Source organism: Isoalcanivorax indicus (assembly GCF_003259185.1).
GTDB lineage: Bacteria > Pseudomonadota > Gammaproteobacteria > Pseudomonadales > Alcanivoracaceae > Isoalcanivorax > Isoalcanivorax indicus.
This window is the reverse complement of the sequence record NZ_QGMP01000001.1, coordinates 2482864-2505331: the sequence shown is the minus strand read 5'-3', so window position 1 is coordinate 2505331 and position 22468 is coordinate 2482864. Positions and strand designations below refer to the sequence as shown.

Sequence of the window (22468 nt, the reverse complement as noted above, 5' to 3'; positions counted from 1 at the left end):
GTGACCCTCCCAACCCAGAACAACAGGCCTGGAAGCCGATCATGAAGACTGTTGCACACGGGCGCCGCCTCGGCGCATTGCTGTTTCTGTTGCCCGCACTGCTGCTGTGGGGCTGTGACCGTGATCCGGAACCCGCTGCCGATGAGCCCGCCAGTGAAGCCACCCAGGCCGCCTGGGCGCCGTTCATTGCCAGCCATTCGCCTGCACAGGTGCCCGCCAGCGAGCCCCTGCGCGTGCGTTTTACCCGCCCGGTGGTGGACAGCGAGCAAGTCGGCAAACCCATCGAGGATCTGGTGACGGTGTCGCCCGCCCTGGCGGTGGAGGCTGTGTTTGTGCGCGAGCACGAACTGGTGATTACCCCGGCGCAGCCATTGACCCCCGGGCAGACCTACACCGTGTCGCTGGCCGGGGCCGCCCTGCCGGGGCTGCCGTTGACCAGTCGCTGGCAGTTCCGCACCGCAGCATTGACCCAGCGCCTGGATCTGCGCCTGCAAGGGCTGGTGCCGGTGACGGATGGCGAGCGCATGAGCCTGTCCGGAGAGTTGACGACCATCGATCGCGCGGCGCCGGACACGGTCGCCCGGGTGCTGCGCGCCGAGCAGGATGGTCGTGCCCTGTCGTTGTCCTGGCAGCAGGACAGCAGTGGCCGCATGCATACCTTTGTGGTGGACGAGATTGTCCGGGGTGAAGCGGCCAGTGAAGTGCTGCTGCGCTGGGACGGGCGCCCGCTGGGGACCGATCAGCGCGGTGAGCGACGCCTGCGGGTACCGGCGCGGAATGAATTCAGCATTACCGATGTGCGCATTACGGCGGCCGAACGCCAGTACATCGCCGTGACGTTCAGTGAGCCGTTGGACGCCCGGCAGAACCTGGCCGGGCTGGTGCGTCTGGACAGTCAGGATGCGACGGCGCGTATCGAAGGCAGCACCTTGCAGGTGTATCCGCCCGAGCGGCATACCGGGCCGGTGACCCTGCGGCTGGAAGGCGGTTTGCGCAGCGCCGGTAACGGACGTCTGGGTGAGGCGCATGAAGAGCAATTGACGTTTGTCAGCCTGCGGCCCGGGGTTCGCTTTGTGGGGCAGGGCGTGGTGCTGCCGGACACCGAGCATCTGACGGTGCCGTTCGAGGCGGTTAACGTGCGCGCGGTGACCGTGACCGCCCTGCGCGTTTATCGCGACAACATTGGCCAGTTCCTGCAGAACAATGATCTGAACCAGCAGTACGGTTTGCAGAACGTGGGCCGCTATCTGTGGCGCCGGGAAATTCCCCTCAACGATCTGCCGCGTGACCGCTGGCAGCGTTATCTGCTGGATGTCAGTGATCTGGTGAGCGAGGCGCCGGGGGCGCTGTATCAACTGACCCTGTCCATCGACCGGGACCAGACGCTGTTCGGGTGCGAGGACACCAGTCCGGTGCAGGATCCGGAACGGCCGCTGGGCAACTGGGAAGCCCGTGGCCAGATTGAGGGCAGTGGCTGGGACGGCATCGAGCAGTGGTACAACAACAGTGGCTATGTGGCCTGGAGCCAGCGCCACAATCCCTGTGATGCCGCCTATTACGTTTACAGCCATGACAACGCCGTCAGCGATGAACGCAACCTGCTGGCGTCCAATCTGGGGCTGCTGGCCAAGCAGGGGCATGACAGCAACCTGCATGTGGCGACCACGCTGTTGCGCAGCGGCCGTGCGGCGGCGGGTACGAACGTCGAGGTGTTCAATTACCAGCAGCAACGCATTGGCCGTGGCACGACGGATGCCACCGGCATGGCGGTCATTCCGCTGGATGGCGTGCCCTTCTACATGGTGGCGCAACGTGGCGATGACCGTGGCTATCTGAAACTCTCGCGCGGCCTGGCACTGCCGACCAGTCAGTATGATGTGGGCGGTGTCGAGGTGCGCAATGCGGTAAAGGGCTTCCTGTACGGCGAGCGTGATGTCTGGCGGCCCGGTGACAATATTTATCTGACTTTTGTACTGGAGGATCGGCAGCAGACGCTGCCCGCCGATCATCCGGTCACGCTGGAGTTGATTGATCCGCGCGGCAATGTGGTGCAGCGGCGCACGCACACGCGTCCGGTGGGGCAGTTCTATCCGTTTACCCTGCGCACCGATGAGGACGCGCCGACCGGCACCTGGCGGGCCGTGGCGCGTCTCGGGGGCATGCGTTTCGAGCGCCCGTTGCTGATCGAGACGGTGGTGCCCAACCGCCTGAGCCTGGAGCTGGACGCCGGTGACGAGGCGCTGCGCGTGGATGCCCTGCCGCGTGATGCGGTGCTGTCTGCGCAATGGCTCAGCGGTGCGACGGCGTCGGGATTGCGCGCTGATGTGCGGGCCCGGCTGGTGCCCACGCGGACACGTTTCGACCGCTTTACCGATTACACCTTTGATGACCCGGCACGCAGTTTCAGCAGTGGTGAGCAGACGGTGCATGAGGGGCGGCTGGACAGTCAGGGGCGCATGGCGTTTCCGTTGAAACTGGTCCATGACGAGGCCGCCCCGGGCATGTTGCGCGCGGTGTTCACCAGTCGTGTCTTCGAGCAGGGTGGGCAGTTCAGTATCCAGAGCCAGCGTCAGGATTATCACCCCTGGCCCCATTATGTGGGCCTGCGGCTGCCGGCGGGGGACGAGGCCCGCAACATGCTGTTGACCGATACGGATCACCGGGTGCGCATTGCTGCGCTGGACAACACCGGGCGGCCTGCGGCGCTGCGTGATCTGGAGGTGTCGCTGTACAAGATCGAGTGGCGCTGGTGGTGGGACCAGAGCGGGGAGTCGCTGGCGCGTTACGCCAGCGCCGCCGGGCACGAGGCCTTGCAGCGCGGTCGGGTGAGCACCAATGCTGACGGCGAAGCCGAATGGAGCCTGCGTATCAATCATCCGGAATGGGGCCGTTACCTGCTGCGGGTGTGCGATTCGGCGGGTGGCCACTGCACCGGCGAAGTGTTCTACATGGACTGGCCGGGCTGGGCCGGCCGCGCCCGCGAGGAACGCGGCGAAGGTCCGGCGCGCCTGACCCTGTACAGCGAGCGCACCGACTACCAGGTGGGCGAGACGGCGACGGTGCAGTTGCCGGACGTCGAAGGCGGTGGCCGGGCGCTGGTGAGTCTGGAAACCGGCAGCCGCATCCTGCGTCAGTTCTGGCTGGATCTGGAAGATGGCCCGGGTCGTTTCGCGGTGCCAATCACCCCCAGTATGGCGCCCAATGTCTATGTCAGCGTGACCCTGGTGCAGCCCCACGCCGGCCGCAGCAACGACCGGCCGCTGCGACTGTTCGGCATTCTGCCGCTGGCGGTATCAGACCCGGCCACCCATCTGGAGCCGGTGTTGCAGGCACCGGAAGAAGTGACCTCTGACAGCACCTTTACGGTTACCGTGCGGGAAACCCATGGCCGCCCCATGACCTATACCCTGGCGGTGGTAGACGAAGGCCTGCTTGGCCTGACCGGCTACCGTACGCCGGACCCGCATCGCCAGTTCTTCCGGCGCGAGGCGCTGGGGGTGCGCACCTGGGATCTGTTTGATGAGGTGGCGGGCGCCTTTGCCGGGACGCTGGAACGTCTGGTGGCCATCGGCGGCAGTGATGAAGCGGAGCTGGATGATGAAGCCAGTCGTCGACGGCGCTTCCCGCCGGTGGTGCGTTTCCTCGGTGCCTTCCCGCTGGCGAGCAACGAGAGCCGCGAGCATCAGGTCACCTTGCCGCCGTATCTCGGTGCCGTGCGGGTGATGCTGGTGGCCGGTGACAATGGCCGTTACGGCAAGGCGGAAAGGACCGTACTGGTGCGTGACCCGCTGTCGCTGTTGAGTACCTTGCCGCGCGTGTTGGGGCCGCAGGAAACGCTGACGGTGCCCGTCAACCTGTTCGTGCAGGATGCCGCCATCGACGAGGTCGAGGTGGAGCTGGAGGCCGACGAGCTGTTCCGGGTGACCGAGGCGCGCCAGAACGTGCGCCTGGAACGCCCTGGTGAGGCCATCGTGCGTCTGGGCCTGGCGGTGGGCGATGCCGTGGGGCAGGGCGACATTACCGTACGCGCCAGCGGGGCGGGTCATGAGGCCAGCGAGACCGTGCACATGACGGTGCGCAGCCCGAATCCGCCGTCGCTGGACCAGGTGCGTGCGCGCGTGGCGCCGGGAGAGACCTGGACGCACGACTTTACCCCCCACGGCCTGCCCGGCACCAATCGGGCGACCCTGGAGGTGAGCAGTGTGCCACCGCTGAACCTGAGTCAGCGTCTCGAATACCTGATCCGCTATCCGCATGGCTGCCTGGAACAGGTGACTTCGGCGGCGTTCCCGCAGTTGTATCTGCCGCGTCTGCTGGTGCTGGACAACGACCAGCGTGAGCGCACCGGGGCCAATATCCAGCGGGCGGTGGATCGGTTGCGCGGTTATCAGCTGGCGGATGGCAGCTTCGCTTACTGGCCGGGCGCGGCGAGCGTTAACGACTGGAGCACCAGCTATGCCGGGCACTTCCTGCTGGAAGCACGGCGTCTGGGCTATGCCGTGCCGACCGAAATGCTCGATGGCTGGCGTGAGCACCAGCGCCGTCAGGCGCGTGCCTACGTGGCCAGTGACGAAACCGGGCAACTGATTCAGGCCTATCGCCTGTACACCCTGGCGCTGGCCGGTCAGCCGGAAACCGGTGCCATGAACCGGCTGCGCGAGGAGACCGGGCTGGCCGTGATGGCGCGCTGGCAACTGGCGGCCGCCTATCAGCAGATCGGCATGCCCGCGGTGGTGGAGCGTCTGGTGACTGACCTGGGGACTTCCCCGCCGGAGCGGGCGCGACCGGATGCGACCTTTGCCTCGACGCTGCGTGACCAGGCCCTGATCTTGCCGGTGCTGGCGGCGCGTGACGCGCATGACACCGCCGAGACGCTGGCCCGGCAGATGGCCGACAGTCTGTCGGGCGATCAGTGGCACAGCACCCAGGCGGTGTCCTGGGCCTTGCTGGCGTTGAGCCGCTTCTATGGCATAGAAGGTCAGGGCATAGAAGGTCAGGGCGATGAAGAGCCGCCTGCGCTGTCCTGGGCCTGGCGTGAGCCCGGCCAGAGCGAATGGCAACCCCGGCATCTCCCGGGCGTGATGACACAGCAGGCGGTGACGCCGGAAGCGGGTGAAGTCGCGCTGCGTAATGACAGCAAACAACCTCTGTACCTGTTGTTCGCCAATGAAGGCGTGCCCGCCGCCGGGCAGGAAACGGCGCGCACGGCAGGCCTGCGGCTGGAGACCCGGTTCCTGGGTACGGACGGGCAGCCGCTGGACATCAGCCGCCTGCCGCAGGGCACCGACCTGGTTGCCCGGGTCACGGTGACCAATACCAGCGGTCGCCGCCAGACGGAACTGGCGCTGACGCAGATCCTGCCCAGTGGCTGGCAGGTGAACAACACCCGCATGGCCGGTGAAGACGAGGTGGCGGTGCTGGATTATCAGGATATTCGTGATGACCGGGTGCTCAGTTACCTGAGCCTGAATGCGGGCGAGCAGCGGACGCTGGAGCTGTCACTGAACGCGTCGTTTGCGGGTCGTTTCTATCTGCCGGGCTGGCAGGTGGAGAACATGTATGACGCCGCCGTACAGGGACGGCTGGCCGGTCGCTGGGTCGAAGTGCTGGCGCGCTGATGCCTGACCGGGCCCGTCGTCGTTGTCCGGGGCGCCGCGCGCTGATCGGCGTGGTGGCCGTGTTGGTGTCGCTGGGCGTGCTGCTGGGCTGGCCCTTGCCTGCGCCGCTGTTCGAGGCGCCCCATGCCACAGCGGTGCTGGACCGCGATGGCCGCCTGCTGGCGGCCACCATTGCGGCAGACGGGCAATGGCGGTTCGCGCCGGTGCAGTCGGTGCCGCCACGCTTTGCCGAGGCACTGCTCACCTTCGAGGATCGTCGTTTTCGCCATCATCCGGGCGTGGACCCCCTGGCGGTGCTGCGGGCGGCCCGCGATAACGTCCGCCAGGGACGCGTCGTCAGCGGCGGCAGCACACTGACCATGCAACTGGCGCGTCAGATAGGCCCGCCGCGTGCCCGCACCCTGCGCAGCAAGGTGTACGAAGCCTGGCTGGCCCTGCGCCTGGAATGGCGGCATGACAAGGACACGCTGCTGGCCCTGTACGCAAGTCATGCGCCGTTTGGTGGCAATGTGGTGGGGCTCAATGCAGCGGCGTGGCGTTATTTTGATCGTCCGCCGGAAGCCCTGAGCTGGGCCGAGGCGGCGGTGCTGGCCGTGCTGCCGAATAATCCGGCGCTGCTGCACCCCGGGCGCAATCGCGACGCGCTGGCGGCGCGGCGCGATGGGCTGCTCCAGCGGTTGCATGCCCAGGGGGCGCTGGATGATCTGGAACTGAGCCTGGCGTTGGCAGAGCCGCTGCCCGATGCACCCCGGCCGTTGCCCCGTGAAGCGCCGCATCTGCTCGCCACGCTGACCCGCAGTGCGGCGGCCAGCGATGGCATTTACCGCACCACGCTGGACGGTCGTTTGCAGAGCCGGGTCAGTGCGCTGGCCGATCATCATGGCCGCCGACTGGGGGCCGAGGGCATTCAGGATCTGGCGCTGGTGGTGGTGGACCACCGCGACATGACCGTGCAGGCCTATGTAGGCAATCATCGTGCCGGTGTGGCAGATCGCCCGGGCGCCATGCTGGATCTGGTGCGCCGTCCGCGCAGCAATGGCAGCCTGCTCAAGCCGTTCCTGTATGCCCTGATGCTGGACGAGGGCCTGCTGCTGCCGGAGACCCTGGTGGCCGATATCCCGACCCAGTTTGCCGGTTACAGCCCGGAAAACTTCGACCGCCTGCATCGCGGCGCCGTGCCCGCACGGGAGGCGCTGGCGCGCTCACTGAACGTGCCCATGGTGCGTATGCTGCGCGACTACGGTGTGGACCGCTTCCATGACCAGTTGCGCCGACTGGGCCTGACCTCCCTGTTCAGGGCGCCGGATGATTACGGTCTGACGCTGATCCTCGGTGGCTCGGAAGCCAGCCTGTGGGAACTCACCGGCCTGTACGCGAACCTGACCGCCACCGCCCGTGACGGCGTGCGCCACGCGCCGCGTATGCCGACACTGTTGCAACCGTCAGGCCCGGCGCCGCCGAACGTACCGGTGCTCACTACCCCGGTGCTTAGCCAGGGCGCCAGCTGGCTGACCCTCGACGCGTTGATCGATGTGGTGCGGCCTGGCCATGAAGGATTGTGGCGCCAGTTCGGTGCCAGCCAGCCGATTGCCTGGAAAACCGGCACCAGTTTCGGCTTGCGCGACGGCTGGGCGATTGGCAGCAACGGGCGCTACACGGTGGGCGTCTGGACCGGCAATGCCGAAGGGCAGGGCGTGCCCGACCTGACCGGCACCCTGGCGGCGGCGCCGCTGATGCTGGAGGTGTTCGGGCTGCTTGGTGCCGTGCCGTGGCTGCGCGAGCCGGTGCAGTCGCTGCAGACACTGACGGTGTGTGCCGACGACGGCTATCTGGTTCGGGCCGATTGCCCGACCCGCGAGGCCCGGGCGCCACGGGGCAGCCACTTCAGTCGCGTCTCGCCGCATTACACGACACTGCATCTGGATGCCGAGGGCTACCGTGTTCATGCGGGCTGCGAACGCCCGGCCCATATGCAGCCCCGGGCCTGGTTCCAGTTGCCCCCGGTGCAGGCCTTCTTCTGGCGCAGCCATACCCCCGGTTACGCGCCGCCTCCGCCATGGCGCAGCGATTGTCTGGAAGGGCTGGCAGATTACAGCGATGAGCCGGTCATGGGGCTGCTCTATCCACAGGACGGCACCCGCCTGATGGTGCCGGTGGATCTGGATGGTCGGCTGGGCAAGGTGCTGTTCCGCGCCGTGCACCGCGACCCGCGCGCCACGGTGCGCTGGCATATCAACGACCGCTTCCAGGCCGAGACTCGCCATTTCCATGACCTGGCCTTGCGCCTGCCCCCAGGCTGGCATCGCATCACGCTGGTGGACCAGCATGGCCAGCGCCTGGAGCAATGGGTGCAGGTGCTGGCCCGGGATACGGCGGGTGCCGGTTGAGCCTCAGCGGGTCTCGTTGTCGTCGGGCGGCTCGCGACCGGCGTCTTTCTGCACGCACAGCTCCTTGCCTTTCGGGGTGCGGATGTGCACGTCGAGCTGGCTGAAGGCAATTTCGATACCGTTTTCCTTGCACAGCTGGTCGATGCGCCGGTTCAGCTCATCCTGCACCGGCAGGCGGTCGGCCAGCTCGGCAACATGCACGCGCAGTTCATGATCCAGCGTGCTGGCACCGAAGCCGAGGAAAAAGGCGGTGGGCGCAGGATCGCGCAGCACGCGCTCGTTTTCGCCCGCCGCCTGGAGCAGCACTTCGTGGGCCCGCTTCAGGTCGCTGCCGTAGGCGAAGCCGATCTTCAGCACCAGCCGCGTGACGTTGTCGCTCAGTGACCAGTTGATCAATTGTTCCTGCACGAACTTCTGGTTCGGCACGATGATTTCCTTGCGATCGAAATCACGAATCGTTGTGGCGCGAATCCGGATGCGCATCACGGTGCCGGACAAGTCTCCGATGGTGATGACATCGCCGATACGAATGGGGCGTTCGAACAGCAGGATGATCCCGGAAACGAAGTTGGAAAAGATGGCCTGCAAGCCGAAGCCGAGACCCACACCCAGGGCCGCCACCAGCCATTGCAGCTTGCTCCATGACACGCCCAGATTGCCCAGCGCCACCACCAGACCGACGATGGTCAGGGTGTAGGCCATCATCGAGGTGATGGCGTAGGCGCTGCCCGGTTTCAGTTCCAGCCGGGACAGTACCAGTACCTCCAGCAAGCCGGGCAGGTTGCGCGCCATCATCATCGCCACCATCAGGAAGGCGAAGGCGAAAATCACGTCGCGCAGGCTGGTGGTCACGAACATGGCCTGCTCGCCTTCACCAATCACCTGCTGCCAGAGCACGATATTGTCCAGGTAGGCCATGGCACCGAGCAGGTCGGCCCAGACCAGATAGATGGCGATACCGAACGTGATCAGCAGGAACAGATTGGTCAGCCGCCATGACTGGGCGCTGACCTGCTCCATGTCCAGGGGGGGCTCTTCCACCGCCTCGCCGGCATCGCTGTCGGTGCGCGCGGTCTGTTGCTGCTGGCGCAACTCCTCTCGTCGCGCCACGGCGCGGCGATAGGCCAGCCGCCGCGCGGCCACGGCCAGGCCGCGCCGTGCGGTGGCGGCGACCAGAATCCACAACAGCAGAATGTAGAAAGTATCCACCAGGCGGCCGCCCAGACGAATGGCCGTGTAGTGGTAGCCGATGGCACTGAGGACCGTCAGCGTCAGCGGTATGGCGGCCATGCTCGCTGCCGTCGTGCCGCGCACCAGGCCGCCCTTGAGTTGCCGGCGCGTCGGGTAGTGTAGGGCGGCGCGCGCCAGCAACCAGGCCAGTGCCGGCCCGCTGCACAGCATGATCAGCAGGCCGAGGCGGTCCTCGGCGAGCAGTTCCGGGGCCTGCTCACCGACGGCGATCACCATGCCGAGCGGGATGAAAATCAGGGCGGTCATGGCCATGGTACGGCGCAGCACACGCACGTTGTCGTCGGGCCAGCGGAAGTGCCTGGCGGCAACGCCACTCTTGCCCAGCAGGCGTTGCAGCAGACCGAACACCAGCAGGATCATGGCGATCTTCAGCAAGATGGCGCCAATGACCGTGGCGCCCAGCATGTCGTCGGTGCGCAGTGTCAGGCCGGTGACCGCCAGAACCAGCGGCAGCGGGGCGATCTTCAACAGAATGAGGCCGAGCGCCCGGGGCGTATGCTGCTGCGAGTCATGCTTGAGGTAGCCGACCTGTTCGTTCAGCGTTTGCAACGCGCGGGTAAAGGCGGGCCGACGCCACAGCAGGCCCAGGGCCATGATCAGGGCGAGTGCTGGCGCGGGCCAGCGCGCCCGCAGGCGTTCGGCGGCCTGCACCCAGGGCTCGGCGGACAGCAGGCTGCCGATCTGCGCGACCAGGGCAGCGGGCAGGGCGCGAAGTGTTTCGGTGTTCAACGGCCGCGTGCTGGGCATCCAGAACAGCTGCTCGCTGATGGTGTCGCGGGCGGTACGGTTGGCCGACTGCAATTGCCGGTGGGTGGCCTGATGACTGATGGCCAGATTCAACAGCCGGTTCAGTTCGGGCTCCAGCTGCTCGATCAGTTCCAGTCGGGTGGTCAGTATCTGCTCCAGCGCCTGAGCTACCGCCTCATTGCCGGTCTCGCCGCTGCGCCGCAACATCAGCGCCGCTTGCTGCGAGGGCTGCATCAGTTGCTCGCGCTGTTCGCCCAGCTGGTACTGTTCCAGGCGCAGGTCGGCGACATCGATCTGACGGGCGCTGCGCGGGTCCAGCTTGGGCAGCTGTTGTTGTTGCTGGTAGAGCATGCGTGACAGCAGCAGGCTGCCTTGCAGGGCCGCCACCTGCTCGACCAGGGTGCGCTCCAGTTGCCGGACGCGCTCCAGTTGCGAGCCGAGGGAGACGTTTTCGCGTATCAGCGTATTGACCTGCTCCGTGACCTCCATGATCCGTTCGGCCAACCGGGTGTTGCGGCGCAGTTCAGCTTGCAGCAACGGGCTGGGAGGCAGGTTCGCCAGCGGCGCCTGGGCTTCACGAATAATGGCCTGGGTGCGTTCGCGGCGCTTCTGATCCAGCACCGCCTGCACAGCATCCATGGCCCGCTCCTGATCGGCAATTCGCCGTTGCAGGAGTTCACGCTGGCGGTTGGCCAGCGACTGGCGGTCGGGATTGCTCTGCAATTCAGTACGACGCAGGGCCAGTCGCGCATCCTGCGCGGCAATTTCTGCACGCAGCCGCTGGATTGCCGCCTGATTTTCCAGCGCGTCGTCATTGATATTGAGGCGAATCAGATCCGCGCGGGCGATCTCCATGCGCGCCAGTGTGCTGGCGATGTCCGCCTGGGCCCGCTCGGGCAATAACTGGCTGCTGGCCAGATCGGTATTGGCTTGCCCGAGGGCGCCTTGCAGGCGTTCCAGCGTCGTCAGGCGAGAAAACAGGGCTTCCGCCACATCGCCGATGTCGGCGTCCTGTAATGAGGCGGTCAGGGCATCGGTATCGGTAGCGGTAAAGCTGGCCAGCGCCTGGCGGGTGGACAGAATCTCCCGGGGCAGTACTTCGGCGCGCTCCCGGGTCTGGGTCAGCCGCGCCTGGTAGTCGGCGCGTTCTTGCAGGTGTTGCAGCGTAAGGTCCAGATCTTCCTGGATCAGGCGTTTGCGCGCAGCGGGCAGTTCCCGTTCTTCGAGCGTATCGATTTGCGCCTGCACGGCATCACGATCTGGCAAATCGTCCTCGCTGCCCAGCCCTGATGCTGTGGTCGACATCAGGCACAGAAGCAGCATCGGGAGCCAGCAGGCCAGCGAGTACGGAAATGATGTGGGTGAAACGCGGATCATGGAAACTCCCTGTGGCTGACAAATCCGTCGCAGCGGCTTCATGATCGCAGAAATCGGGACAGGGAACACCAATGAAAAGACCGGCAGGCCACAGGGCGCTGCCGGTCTGTTTTTCATGCCTGATCGGGCAGGCGGGGCATTACAGCGGCAGAGTGAATTCCGCAATCAGACCGACGTCATCGAACAGGCTGTCTTCGGTGCCAACCATCAGGGCACCGCGAACACGGGCTGCGCCGATGTTGTGGTCCAGACCAGCACTGATGGCGCCCGCCAGCGAGGTGCCTGCCGTCGGCGTGCCGCCGAATCCCCGGGTGGGACCGGAGGCTGCTTCCACCACCAGATGCGTGTCGTTGCTCAGGCCGTAGATCATGCCAGCGCCGAGTTGCAGGCCACTGTAGCGGCTGTCATTGCCGGGGCCGGTGCCATCAAACAGATGGAAGGATGCATTACCGGTCAGCGTCACGCGCGGTGACACGATATAGCGGCTGGCGGCGTAGACGCCGACATCAAAGCGGTCCTGGCCCACTTCTTCCTTGCCGATCGGCAGGGTCACATAAGAACCGATGGCCACGTCTGCCGGGCTGTCGATATCGAGCATGTAGCGCCCCGTGAGGAAGGCATCCTTCAGGCCCGATTCGCTGCTGCCGTTGGACACGCGACGATGGCCGATCTGCGCTTCGAGTTCCATGTCCGGGTTGACGGTGAAGCCACCGAAGACATCGATATCTGTTGCGTCCAGACCATTGTCATAGTCCACATAGGAGACGCGGCCGCCGATGTACGGCGTACCGGTAATCACGGCGTCGAAGTAGTAGTTCTGGAACAGACGCACATCACTGGCACTGGTCTGCGCCAGGGCTGAAGTGCTGGCGAGCGTTGCGGCGGCGCCTGCCGTCAGGCCGAACGTTATGGCTGCAATGCGATTTACCTTCATGGTGTGATCCTCAGGTTGGTCCTTTTTTGTGATCGCTACTTTATGCAGGCCCGCACGGGCTGTGGGTGATCCGGGTCACATCCGGTGTAAAGCCCTGCAAAAATTCGGAAACCTTGTCATGGGCACGCCGTGGCACCCCGGTCTGCGGGTGGAGGGTCCACGGGTGGCGTGTCGGCGAAACGTTGCTCCAGCGCAGCGAGCAACTCTGCATTGGTCGAGGCGCGTCTTGCCTGTAACAGCGCATCCTGACTGGCGTCGCTGCAGCCCAGGCCCGCATACGCCAGGGCAAGGTTATGCCAGGGCGCAAAGGCGTCCGGCCGGGCCTCGGCGGCGGCCTGCCACGCTGCTACGGCGGCGTGCGGGTCACGACGTTGCCACAGGTGATTGCCGTAACCGAATTGCACCAGATAATGATCCGGCCAGCGCGCCGCCGCAGTATGCCAGTGCGCATCAGCTGCCGCCGCCCCGGCGCTGCCGGAAAGATCCTGCAGGGCCTGCACGGTGGTCAGGGGTTTGGCGAACGACGGCAGCGTCCCCGGCGCTGGCAGCACCCAGCCTTGATAGTCTGCCCGGGCCCAGGTGCGCACAAAACGGTTCCAGGCTTGCGGGTGTGCCTCGCGCGTGTCGGTGTTCAGGATCACGGTGCGGCCGTCGTCGCGGTACCCGGTGACCACGGCAAAGTGCCATTGCGGCCAGCGGGGCAGCGCCAGATTCTGCATCACCAGCACCGGCAGCCCGGCATCCAGTGATGCAAAAAGGGTGTCGCTGCCTGTGACCGGATAGACCAGCCGGTCACGGGCGCGAGCGGCGGCGACCAGCTCCATGGCCAGGCTGCCCTGACGCGAGGGCAGCCAGACTTCATCCACCAGTTCGGTTGCGGACACCTCTACGCCGGCATGGCCCAGCACGGTGGCGAGGGCTGCGGGGCCGCACTGGTAATCGTCCTGCGGAAAGAAGGGCACATCATCAATGTGCCGGGACGACGACGCTGCGTCCGGTAGCGGCGCGCGGCTCTGGCAGCCGCTCAGCGCCGCAAACATGATCAGCAGTGTTAAGGCTGCTCCGTATTTCAACCGGCACTCTTGATGGCCGGGAAGACATTGGTAACGCCGAGCAGATCAAGCAGGATCAGCAGGACCAGAATGAACACCAGCACACCCAGTGCGCCTTCACCGGCGGGCAGGTTATCGGCCTGCTGTGCCAGCGTGGCCAGTTCGGCGTCACTGAGTCGGTCCAGACGATCCTGAATGCGCTCTTCACTGACACCAAAGCGTCCCAGGGCATCGGCGGCATCGTCGCGGCTGAGGGCCGTCAGCACGCGCTCTTCATAGGCGCTGCGTTGTTCCTGCGCCAGCACCTGATCGGTGCCAATCATGGCGGCGTGTGCGGCGGGCATCATCAGCGTTTGTACGGCCAGAAAGATCACGGCCAGAGAACGGGCAATCAACGTCTTGGTTTTCATGAGCGGCGTCCTGTGCGGCTATGGATATCATTAAAGGCTAGCACAGCCGCAGACGGGCACCAGTTTTCAAGGCGTTGTTTTTCAATATTTTAGCGCCACCACCTGGCTGTTCAGCTGGACGATCTGCCGGGCCATGTCGGTGAGTAGCCCCTGGATCATGGCGGGGTTGGAGCGGATCAGCTGGCGGAACTGATCCTTGGGCACCTTGACCACGGCACACCGGCTGCGTGCGCGCACGGTGGCGGTGCGGGGCTGATGTGTCAGTAGCGCCAGGGCACCCAGCACTTCGCCTTCCTTGACGCTGCCCACTTCGACGCCGTCGACCAGCACATCGGCTTCGCCTTCGAACAGGCTGTATACGTGCCGTGGTTCGTCACCTTGCTGGATGATGATGTCGCCGGGCTGAAAATAGGCGAAGCCGGGTGTCGGGTGCAGGTCTTCTTCTATATGCGCGGCCAGCAGGCGTAGCAGGATGCTTTGCTGGGTGATCAGCAGCTGTGTCCAGAGGCGTGCGCTGTCTTCGTTGGCCAGCAGGCTGCGCACCAGTGGCAGGGTTTCATAGCCGACCAGCAGCACGGCGGCATCGGCGTGAAAGGTAATGCGATCCCGGGCGCGGGGTTCTTCCACGGCGTCGGGGAGGATCAGATCACCTTCATCCCAGGTGAACAGTTTGCGCTGCTGGCAGCTCATGTTGAGCATGCCGCCTTTGACCAGCCAGATTCTGTCGGGGGTCATGCCGGCGCGGGTGGCATCATCGGTGGGGCCGAGGTGCAGCGGCGTGCCGTCGAGTTCAATGTGTCGGGTGAGTTCGATGACCAGGCGTTTGTATTGGCGCACCAGAGTGGGGAAGCCGCTGGTGGGTTCGGCAATTGAAATCATTGATGCATGCTCCGGCGGAATACGGCGTCTCGGGGGCAGAGCTTCGAGTATGGCTTAGCTGGTGGCGGGTGTCAGCCTCACAGAGCGCATGGTGCTGTGAACGAGGTTGGCTTTTTTGACTGTAGTGATCTCACTTCGTCGGGTTGGTGTCTCTCCAGCAGAGAGGCGTTGAGGCGGGGTGCGCCCTTCCGGGACCGCTCAAGCCGTCCCTGGGCGCTCTTTCTTTGCCCATCCCTGGGCAAAGATGTCCCTCCAGGGCGCACCCCGCCTCAACGCCGGAGCGAGATTCTACGTTCAGTGGTTATAGCGCGTGTTGGAGGAACAACACCATCGGCCATCTGCCCGCTTGAAGATCGGGCTGCGCGTGACGCCCCCCGAGGGCCACAACCACCCCAACAAAAAGAATGGCCCCCAACGCTACCGACCACGAGGCCCAAAAACAGGCGGTTCCTTTTTCATGGCCGCCTGCATGGCACGCCGCTGATTCTTGCCCATGAAGAGACCCACCTGAAGCCAGCGTTCGTTACGGAAGGCGCGGCGTTCACTGGCCAGCCAGTTGCGTTGGAACAGTGTCTTGATGGACGCCAGGGCATCCGGGGAGCGGGTGGCGAGGTCGGCGGCCAGGGCCTGGGCCTGGGCTAGCGGGTCGTCGCTGATGCCGGTGACCAGATGCAGGGCGTGGGCCTCCCGGCCATCGAAGACGCGGCCGGTCATGGCCAGTTCCTTGGCGACATCCATCGGCAACAGTTCACGCAGGCTGGCGGTGCCGCTCATGTCCGGCAGCAGGCCCCATTTGATTTCCATGACAGAAAACTGACAGTCCGGCGTGCTGAATCGGAAGTCCGCACCCAGGGCGATTTGCAGACCACCGCCGAAGCAGTGGCCGTGTGTCACGGCAATGACCGGCATCGGTAACTCGCGCCAGATCCAGCAGCAGTACTGGAACAGGTTGGCGCGGCGAATGCCCAGATGGCTGAGAAAGCTGCGCAGGATACGGCCCGGTTGTCGGGTCACCGTGGCAAAGTCCAGCCCGGCGCAAAATGACTTTCCTTCGCCCTGGAGGATGACGGCGCGCAGGGTACGGTCTTTTTTCAGAAAACGGCCGGCGTCTACCAGCCCCTGGAGCATGTCCAGATCGAGGCCGTTGTACTTTTCCGGCCGTGACAGGCTGACGTAGGCAATACTGTCTTCGATACGCAGACTGATACGGTCGCGAAAACGTTGTGGCTCGGCCATGCTGGTGTGCTCCTGTGGCGTGCCCTGGGGCGTCAGTGTTATTGCAACTTTTCCTGCAGCAAGGCATTGATCTGCTGCGGGTTGGCCTTGCCCTGGGTGAGCTTCATGGCCTGGCCGACAAAGAAGCCGAACATCTTTTTCTGCTTGGCGCCTTCGGCGGCCTGATAGGCGGCCACCTGGTCGGCGTTATCGGCAATGATCTGATCGACCACTTTCTCCAGCTCGCCGCTGTCGGACACCTGTTTCAATCCCCTGGCGTCGATCACCTCGTCCGGGCTGCCTTCGCCCTGCCAGCAGGCGTCGAAAACCTGTTTGGCGATTTTTGACGAAATGGTGCCGTCCTTGATGCGCTGGATAAGCTGGCCGAGGCCGGTGGCGCTCAGCGGCGCCTGGCGGATGTCCAGGTTTTCGGCGTTCAGGCGGGCGCTGACGTCGCCCATGACCCAGTTGGCGGTCAGTTTGGCGTCGCCAGCGGCCGCTGCGGCCGCTTCGAAATAGTCAGCGATATGCCGGTCTGCGGCCAGCAGGCCCGCATCATAGCCAGACAGGGCGTACTGTTGCATGAAGCGTTCGGCGCGGGCGTCCGGGAGTTCCGGCAGCTGGGCGCGCAGTCGGTCGATGTCCGCATCGGTGACTTCCACGGGCAACAGGTCGGGGCAGGGGAAGTAGCGGTAGTCGTTGGCGTCTTCCTTGGTGCGCATCGAACGCGCGGTTTGCGTGTCGCCGTCAAACAGACGGGTTTCCTGGACCACGCTGCCGCCGTCTTCGATCAGCTCTATTTGACGGCGAATTTCCTGGCGGATGGCGGCGTCCATGAAACGGAACGAGTTGAGGTTCTTGGTTTCGGTGCGGGTGCCGAGTTTTTCCTCGCCTTTGGGGCGCACGGACACATTGACGTCGAAACGCATGGAGCCCTGGGACATATCGCCGTCGCAGATGCCGAGGGTGGTGGCGATGGCATGCAGCTTGCGGGCGAAGGCGACGGCTTCTTCGGGGCTGCGCATGTCCGGTTCGGTGACCACTTCGATCAGCGGGGTGCCGGCGCGGTTCAGGTCAATGCCGGTCATGCCCCGGCCCTGTTCATCGTGGAAGGCTTCATGCAGGGACTTGCCTGCATCTTCTTCCAGATGGGCGTGGTGAATGCGCACGGTCTTGCGGGTGCCGTCTTCAAGTTGTATCTCGACGTCGCCGCGGCCAACGATGGGGGCTTCGAGCTGTGTGGTCTGGTAGCCCTTGGGCAGGTCGGGATAGAAATAATTCTTGCGCTCGAACACGGAGCGTTTGCCGATCTCGGCATTGATGGCCAGGCCGAACAGGACGGCCTTTTCCACGGCAGCGCGGTTCAGCACCGGCAGGGTGCCGGGCATGGCCAGGTCCACCAGGCTGGCCTGGCTGTTGGGCGCGGCGCCGAAGGCGGTGCTGCTGCCGGAAAATATCTTGGTGGCGGTGGAAAGCTGTACATGCACTTCCAGGCCAATCACGGTTTCCCATTCCATTTATGCGCTCTCCCCGAATGCCGGTGCCTGCTGATGCCAGTCAGTGGCCTGCTGGAATTGGTGGGCAACATTCAGAATCTGTCCTTCGCGGAAATAATTGCCGATCACCTGAATGCCGACAGGCAGGCCGTCGATCATGCCCGCAGGCATGGACAGGGCAGGCAGGCCAGCGAGGTTGACGGCAATGGTAAAGACATCCGCCATATACATGGTCACCGGATCGTCGCTCTTGGCGCCGAGGGCGAAGGCCTGCTCCGGAGAGGTCGGGCCCATGATCACATCCACGTCGTCAAAGGCGCGGGCAAAATCATTGCTGATCAGGCGGCGTACCTTTTGTGCGCGCAGGTAATAGGCGTCGTAGTAACCGTGCGACAAGGCATAGGTGCCGACCAGGATGCGGCGCTTCACTTCGGCACCAAAACCTTCGGAGCGGGAGCGCTTGTACATGTCTTCCAGGTCCTGCGGGTCATCGCAGCGGTAGCCGTAGCGCACGCCGTCAAAACGCGACAGGTTGGAGGACGCTTCCGCCGGTGCAATCACGTAATAGGCCGGTACCGACAGGTCGACACTGGGCAGGCGAATGGACACGAGGGTGGCGCCCTGTTTTTCCAGTTCAGCCATGGCAGCGCGGGTGGTGCTGGCGATGCGGTCGTCAAGTGTGGCGGGGAAAAATTCTTCCGGCACGCCGATGCGCAATCCTTTCAGGGGCTGATCCAGTGCTGCGCTGTAATCCTCCACGGCCTGATGGACGCTGGTGGAATCGCGCGGATCATGACCGGACATGGCGGACAGCAGCAGCGCACAATCGGCGGCGCTGGTGGCCATCGGGCCGGCCTGATCCAGACTCGACGCAAACGCAATCATGCCCCAGCGGGACACGCGGCCGTAGGTGGGTTTGAGGCCGGTGATGCCGGTCAGTGCTGCAGGTTGGCGGATCGAGCCGCCGGTGTCGGTGCCGGTCGCCGCAGGCACCAGGCGTGCCGCGACGGCGGCAGCAGAGCCACCGGAAGAGCCGCCCGGAACACGTGCGGTATCCCACGGATTTTTTACCGGGCCATACCAACTGGTTTCGTTCGACGAGCCCATGGCGAACTCGTCCATGTTGGTCTTGCCCAGCATCACGGCGCCAGCGGCCTGCATGCGTTCGACCACGGTGGCGTCGTAGGGCGAGATGAAATTGTCGAGCATGCGCGAGCCGCAGCTGGTGCGAACGCCGCGTGTGCAGAAAATATCCTTGTGGGCGATGGGCAGGCCGTTGAGCAGCCCGGCCTGGCCAGCTGCGCGGGCCTGATCGGCGGCGTCGGCCTGGGCCAGAGCCTGGTCCCGGGTCACGCTGATAAAGCTGTTCAGTTGCGGGTCCAGGGTGTCGATACGCGCCAGGAAATGTTCGGCCAGTTCCCGGGCGGAGAAATCTCCGGCGTCGAGGCCGGCCTTCAGTTCGGTCAGGGTCTTGCGATGCATGGGCATGTCCGGCTCGGCAGTGTTCACTCAATAACGCGGGGAACCAGGTAGCAGCCGTCCCCGGTGGCGGGGGCCAGGGGCTGCACCTGTTCGCGGATGTCCGCTTCGCTGACGGTGTCGTCGCGCAGCGGCTGGGTGGCGTCCAGCGGGTGGGCCAGCGGGGCGACGTCGGTGACATCCGCCTCTTGCAGCCGGTCCACCATGCCTAGAATGCTGTTCAACCGCTCGGTCAGGGCGTCGGTGTCTGCCGGGTCCAGGTGCAGGCGCGCCAGATGGGCGACGCCAGACAGCGCCTTCGGGTCAAGGGCCATGATCTCTCCAGGGGCCGTTGCAGGGCGCCATCAAGCGACGCCACAGGTAATGAATGGTTAAAAGGGGCATAATATACGGCAATGCCCGGGGCATCTAAAGCGCTCAGGGGGGTATCGCAGTTGCCCAAACCCCCCGCCGTTGCTAGAGTTGCGCCTTCTGTACCGCTACGCAGGTAGCGGTCTCGTCTCGCCTCAAACATTCAGGAAGCTGGCCAGAATGTCCGTGATCAAGCGTATTCGGGGGATGTTCTCCACCGATCTCTCCATTGACCTGGGGACTGCCAATACCCTTATTTATGTCCGGGGCCGGGGTATCGTGCTCGACGAACCCTCGGTTGTGGCGATCCGGCACCATGGCGCCCAGAAAAGCGTGGCCGCAGTGGGCATGGACGCCAAACGTATGCTGGGCCGGACCCCCGGCAACATTACCGCCATCCGGCCGATGAAAGACGGCGTGATCGCCGATTTCGAAGTGACCGAGAAGATGCTCCAGTACTTTATCAAGAAGGTACATGAGAGCGGCTTCTTCCCGCCGGCACCTCGGGTGCTGGTGTGTGTGCCCTGCAAATCCACCCAGGTGGAACGCCGGGCGATTCAGGATTCCGCCTATGGCGCCGGTGCCCGGGAAGTCTTCCTGATCGAGGAACCCATGGCGGCCGCCATTGGCGCCGGGCTGCCGGTGGATGAAGCCAGCGGCTCCATGGTGGTGGATATCGGTGGTGGTACCACTGAAATCGCCATCATTTCCCTGAACGGCATTGTCTACGCTGAATCCGTGCGTGTGGGCGGCGACCGCTTTGATGAAGCGATTGTCTCGTTCGTGCGCAAGGAATACGGCAGCCTGATCGGCGAATCCACCGCCGAGCGTATCAAGCAGGAAATCGGCACCGCCTATCTGGGCGGCGAAATTCTGGAAATTGATGTGCGTGGTCGTAACCTGGCCGAAGGGGTGCCGCGCAGCTTTACCCTGAACAGTGAAGAAATCCTCGAAGCTCTGAAGGATCCTCTGAACAGCATCGTCAATGCGGTCAAGAACGCGCTGGAAGCGTCGCCGCCGGAACTGGCCTCCGATATCGCCGAGCGCGGTCTGGTGGTAACGGGTGGGGGCGCCTTGCTGCGTGATATCGACCGTCTGCTGAGCGAAGAAACCGGCCTGCCGGTCATCGTGGCTGACGATCCGCTGACCTGCGTCGCCCGGGGTGGGGGCAAGGCGCTGGAACTGATGGATACCCGCGGCTTCGATACCCTGGCGCTGAGCTGAATGGCAGCCCGGGACCTCCCGGGCGCACTGCCGGACAGCAGACAGACGAGGTAGACCATCAAAGGCCTGTTTGCGGACACTCCCAATCCCGGATACCGGCTGGTCCTGGCGCTGGTGGTGGGTGCTGCCCTGATGTTGCTGGATCAGCGCAGTGATCATGTGCAGCCGGTGCGCTTTGCCATCGGCTATATTACTGCGCCCATTCATTATCTTGCCCATATGCCTTCCGCCATCGGCGAGTGGGCGTCCAGCCAGGCGGTGTCCCGCGCCGACCTGCAGGCCGACAAGCAGCATCTTGAGCGTCAGATTCTGGTACTTCAGCAGCGCGTCCAGCGTCTGGCCGTGCTGGAGGCCGAGAATGTGCGCCTGCGCGAATTGCTCAACTCATCTGCGGAACTGGATGCCCGGGTGCTGGCCGCCGAAATCATCGGTATCGAGCCGGACCCCAGCCGCCAGGAATTCGTGATCAACAAGGGCACCCACGCGGGCGTCTATCGTGGCCAGGCGGTGCTCGATGCGGGGGGGCTGCTCGGCCAGGTGGTGGATGCCGGGCCCTTCACGGCTCGGGTGCTGCTGATTACCGATGCCAGCCATGCGCTGTCGGTACAGGTCAATCGCAATGGCGTGCGTGCCATCCTGGCCGGCACCGGCCAACCTGATCGGGTGCGGTTGCTGTTTGTGCCGGACACCGCCGACATCATCGAAGGCGATCTGCTGGTCAGCACGGGCCTGGATCAGCGTTTTCCGCGCGGTTATCCGGTCGCCGAAGTGGTGCGTCTGGATCATGATCCCGGTGCGCCCTTTGCCATAGTCGAGGCGCGCCCCACGGCAAGCATTGATCGCGCCAGCCATGTGCTGCTGGTGGAACGGCCCGTGCGCCGTCAGCAGGAGGGCGCGGAGCAATGAGAATGCGGGAGCGTGAACATCAGGGCACTGCCGCCATTATCGGGACCTTCCTGGTGGCCGCCTGGCTGACGGTGTTGCCGTTACCGGATGCCGTCGAGTTTGGCCGCCCCACCTGGCTGGCCCTGGCGCTGATTTACTGGGTCATTGCCCTGCCGCACCGTATCGGCGTGTTGTGGGGATTTGCCGTCGGGTTGTTTCAGGATGTGCTGACGGGCGTGGTGCTGGGGCAGCATGCGGTGGCCCTGGCGGTGGTGGCCTATGTCGCGCTGGCGGCCCACAAGCGTATTCGTGTCTTCCCGCCGTTGCAGCAGTCGGTGGTGGTGTTTCTGCTCACCGGTACCGGAGCACTGATTGCCTACACCGTGCAGAGCGCGGTGGGCCGGGTGCTGGTGCCGCCAGTCTGGGTGTTGCTGCCCGCGCTGGTGTCGGCACTGATCTGGCGCCCGGTTTTCGGCCTGCTCCGTTGGGTGCGGCGCCGGTTCATGGTGCGCTGAGGCGATCCGCTGATGGCGACCCCGCTTTTTCTCGCGTCTACCTCGCCGCGTCGTGCCGAACTGCTGCGCCAGATCGGCGTGCCGTTTTCGGTACTGCGTTTCCCCGGTATTGATGAAACACCGGCGCCTGACAAGACGGCGCCGGATTACGTGTTGCGCATGGCCCGGGAAAAGGCGCTGGCCGGGGCGGCAGCCATGTCCGGGTCGGGGGTTGCCGCCGTCCTCGGCGCCGATACCAGCGTGGTGCTGGGCGGGGCTGTTCTGGGCAAGCCGACGGACATCGATGACGCTGCGGGTATGCTGCGCCGCTTGTCCGGCCAGACCCATGAGGTGCTGTCGGCGGTGGCGCTGGTCTGCCGGGACGAGCAGGGACAGTGGAACGACCCTTGCACGGTTCTGTCCACCACACGGGTGACCTTTGTGGTGCTGAGCGCGGCGGACATCGACGCTTATCTGGCCACGGGCGAGCCGTTCGACAAGGCCGGGGGCTACGGTATCCAGGGTTATGGTGCCGTGCTGGTGGCCTCGCTGGCGGGCAGCTACAGTGGTGTGGTGGGCCTGCCCCTGACTGAAACCCGGTCCTTGCTGACCGCCGCCGGGGTGCCCCTATGGCAGGCACCTGCCAGCCCCTGACCACAGACGGAGCAT

At 64.8% G+C, this 22468-nt stretch carries 15 protein-coding genes; 6 read left to right on the top strand and 9 right to left on the bottom strand.

Translation table 11 applies throughout. The annotated features are described in order from the left end of the window. Window positions 1-41: 41 nt before the first annotated feature. Both DKW65_RS11295 and pbpC read left to right on the top strand, forming a co-directional pair. Entirely contained in the window at window positions 42-5618 is a 5577-nt protein-coding gene (locus tag DKW65_RS11295; RefSeq protein ID WP_111657342.1) for an Ig-like domain-containing alpha-2-macroglobulin family protein, read from the top strand. Next, window positions 5618-8005: a penicillin-binding protein 1C gene (pbpC, locus tag DKW65_RS11290; RefSeq protein WP_111657341.1), complete on the top strand. Its 2388-nt coding sequence runs from the start codon at window positions 5618-5620 to the stop codon at window positions 8003-8005. The genes DKW65_RS11295 and pbpC overlap by 1 nt, the downstream gene beginning before the upstream one ends. Window positions 8006-8008: 3 nt before the next feature. Here pbpC and mscK read toward each other — a convergent pair whose 3' ends face one another. The 9 genes from mscK to gatC all read right to left on the bottom strand — a co-directional run bounded on the left by mscK (window position 8009) and on the right by gatC (window position 19159). Beyond that, window positions 8009-11380 carry a mechanosensitive channel MscK gene (gene mscK, locus DKW65_RS11285; RefSeq protein ID WP_162925821.1) on the bottom strand — a complete coding sequence of 1124 codons (3372 nt, stop codon included), beginning with the start codon at window positions 11378-11380 and terminating at the stop codon, window positions 8009-8011. Window positions 11381-11519: 139 nt separating this feature from the next. Continuing rightward, window positions 11520-12314 carry a hypothetical protein gene (locus DKW65_RS11280; protein ID WP_111657339.1) on the bottom strand — a complete coding sequence of 265 codons (795 nt, stop codon included), beginning with the start codon at window positions 12312-12314 and terminating at the stop codon, window positions 11520-11522. A 116-nt stretch (window positions 12315-12430) separates the two neighbouring features. Then, window positions 12431-13387 (bottom strand): PA2778 family cysteine peptidase, encoded by a 957-nt coding sequence (locus DKW65_RS11275; RefSeq protein WP_162925820.1) that lies wholly within the window; start codon window positions 13385-13387, stop codon window positions 12431-12433. After that, window positions 13384-13776, bottom strand: a complete 393-nt coding sequence (locus tag DKW65_RS11270) for a PA2779 family protein (protein ID WP_111657337.1) — start codon at window positions 13774-13776, stop codon at window positions 13384-13386. The genes DKW65_RS11275 and DKW65_RS11270 overlap by 4 nt, the downstream gene beginning before the upstream one ends. Before the next feature lie 81 nt (window positions 13777-13857). Beyond that, on the bottom strand, window positions 13858-14655 hold the full coding sequence (locus DKW65_RS11265; protein WP_111657336.1) for a cyclic nucleotide-binding domain-containing protein: 798 nt from the start codon (window positions 14653-14655) through the stop codon (window positions 13858-13860). Window positions 14656-15072: 417 nt separating this feature from the next. After that, window positions 15073-15891 carry a crotonase/enoyl-CoA hydratase family protein gene (locus DKW65_RS11260; protein ID WP_111657335.1) on the bottom strand — a complete coding sequence of 273 codons (819 nt, stop codon included), beginning with the start codon at window positions 15889-15891 and terminating at the stop codon, window positions 15073-15075. A gap of 38 nt (window positions 15892-15929) precedes the next feature. After that, entirely contained in the window at window positions 15930-17387 is a 1458-nt protein-coding gene (gene gatB, locus DKW65_RS11255) for an Asp-tRNA(Asn)/Glu-tRNA(Gln) amidotransferase subunit GatB (protein ID WP_111657334.1), read from the bottom strand. Beyond that, complete coding sequence (gatA, locus tag DKW65_RS11250) at window positions 17388-18848, bottom strand: Asp-tRNA(Asn)/Glu-tRNA(Gln) amidotransferase subunit GatA (protein WP_111657333.1); 1461 nt, start codon at window positions 18846-18848, stop codon at window positions 17388-17390. It lies immediately after the preceding gene. Window positions 18849-18871: 23 nt separating this feature from the next. Further along, on the bottom strand, window positions 18872-19159 hold the full coding sequence (gene gatC / locus DKW65_RS11245) for an Asp-tRNA(Asn)/Glu-tRNA(Gln) amidotransferase subunit GatC (protein WP_111657332.1): 288 nt from the start codon (window positions 19157-19159) through the stop codon (window positions 18872-18874). Between the two features lie 223 nt (window positions 19160-19382). Between gatC and DKW65_RS11240 the strand changes: the two genes are divergently transcribed. The 4 genes from DKW65_RS11240 to DKW65_RS11225 are packed head-to-tail and all read left to right on the top strand — an operon-like array spanning window position 19383 to window position 22453. After that, window positions 19383-20420, top strand: coding sequence for a rod shape-determining protein (locus DKW65_RS11240; RefSeq protein ID WP_111657630.1), 1038 nt, complete (start codon window positions 19383-19385; stop codon window positions 20418-20420). Between the two features lie 57 nt (window positions 20421-20477). Beyond that, window positions 20478-21326, top strand: coding sequence for a rod shape-determining protein MreC (gene mreC, locus DKW65_RS11235; protein WP_342767602.1), 849 nt, complete (start codon window positions 20478-20480; stop codon window positions 21324-21326). 2 nt (window positions 21327-21328) lie between these two features. Continuing rightward, complete coding sequence (gene mreD, locus DKW65_RS11230) at window positions 21329-21820, top strand: rod shape-determining protein MreD (protein WP_111657330.1); 492 nt, start codon at window positions 21329-21331, stop codon at window positions 21818-21820. A gap of 12 nt (window positions 21821-21832) precedes the next feature. Continuing rightward, a complete protein-coding gene (locus DKW65_RS11225; RefSeq protein WP_111657329.1) occupies window positions 21833-22453 on the top strand; it encodes a Maf family protein in 621 nt (206 codons plus the stop codon). Window positions 22454-22468: the final 15 nt, after the last annotated feature.

Excerpts from the sequence above, each read along its gene's own strand:
- DKW65_RS11225 (WP_111657329.1), top strand. The coding sequence starts at position 21,833 with ATGGCGACCCCGCTTTTTCTCGCGTCTACCTCGCCGCGTCGTGCCGAA.
- mscK (WP_162925821.1), bottom strand. The coding sequence starts at position 11,380 with ATGATCCGCGTTTCACCCACATCATTTCCGTACTCGCTGGCCTGCTGG.
- DKW65_RS11280 (WP_111657339.1), bottom strand. The coding sequence starts at position 12,314 with ATGAAGGTAAATCGCATTGCAGCCATAACGTTCGGCCTGACGGCAGGC.
- DKW65_RS11295 (WP_111657342.1), top strand. The coding sequence starts at position 42 with ATGAAGACTGTTGCACACGGGCGCCGCCTCGGCGCATTGCTGTTTCTG.
- pbpC (WP_111657341.1), top strand. The coding sequence starts at position 5,618 with ATGCCTGACCGGGCCCGTCGTCGTTGTCCGGGGCGCCGCGCGCTGATC.
- gatB (WP_111657334.1), bottom strand. The coding sequence starts at position 17,387 with ATGGAATGGGAAACCGTGATTGGCCTGGAAGTGCATGTACAGCTTTCC.
- gatC (WP_111657332.1), bottom strand. The coding sequence starts at position 19,159 with ATGGCCCTTGACCCGAAGGCGCTGTCTGGCGTCGCCCATCTGGCGCGC.
- DKW65_RS11265 (WP_111657336.1), bottom strand. The coding sequence starts at position 14,655 with ATGATTTCAATTGCCGAACCCACCAGCGGCTTCCCCACTCTGGTGCGC.
- mreD (WP_111657330.1), top strand. The coding sequence starts at position 21,329 with ATGCGGGAGCGTGAACATCAGGGCACTGCCGCCATTATCGGGACCTTC.
- gatA (WP_111657333.1), bottom strand. The coding sequence starts at position 18,848 with ATGCATCGCAAGACCCTGACCGAACTGAAGGCCGGCCTCGACGCCGGA.
- DKW65_RS11260 (WP_111657335.1), bottom strand. The coding sequence starts at position 15,891 with ATGGCCGAGCCACAACGTTTTCGCGACCGTATCAGTCTGCGTATCGAA.
- DKW65_RS11270 (WP_111657337.1), bottom strand. The coding sequence starts at position 13,776 with ATGAAAACCAAGACGTTGATTGCCCGTTCTCTGGCCGTGATCTTTCTG.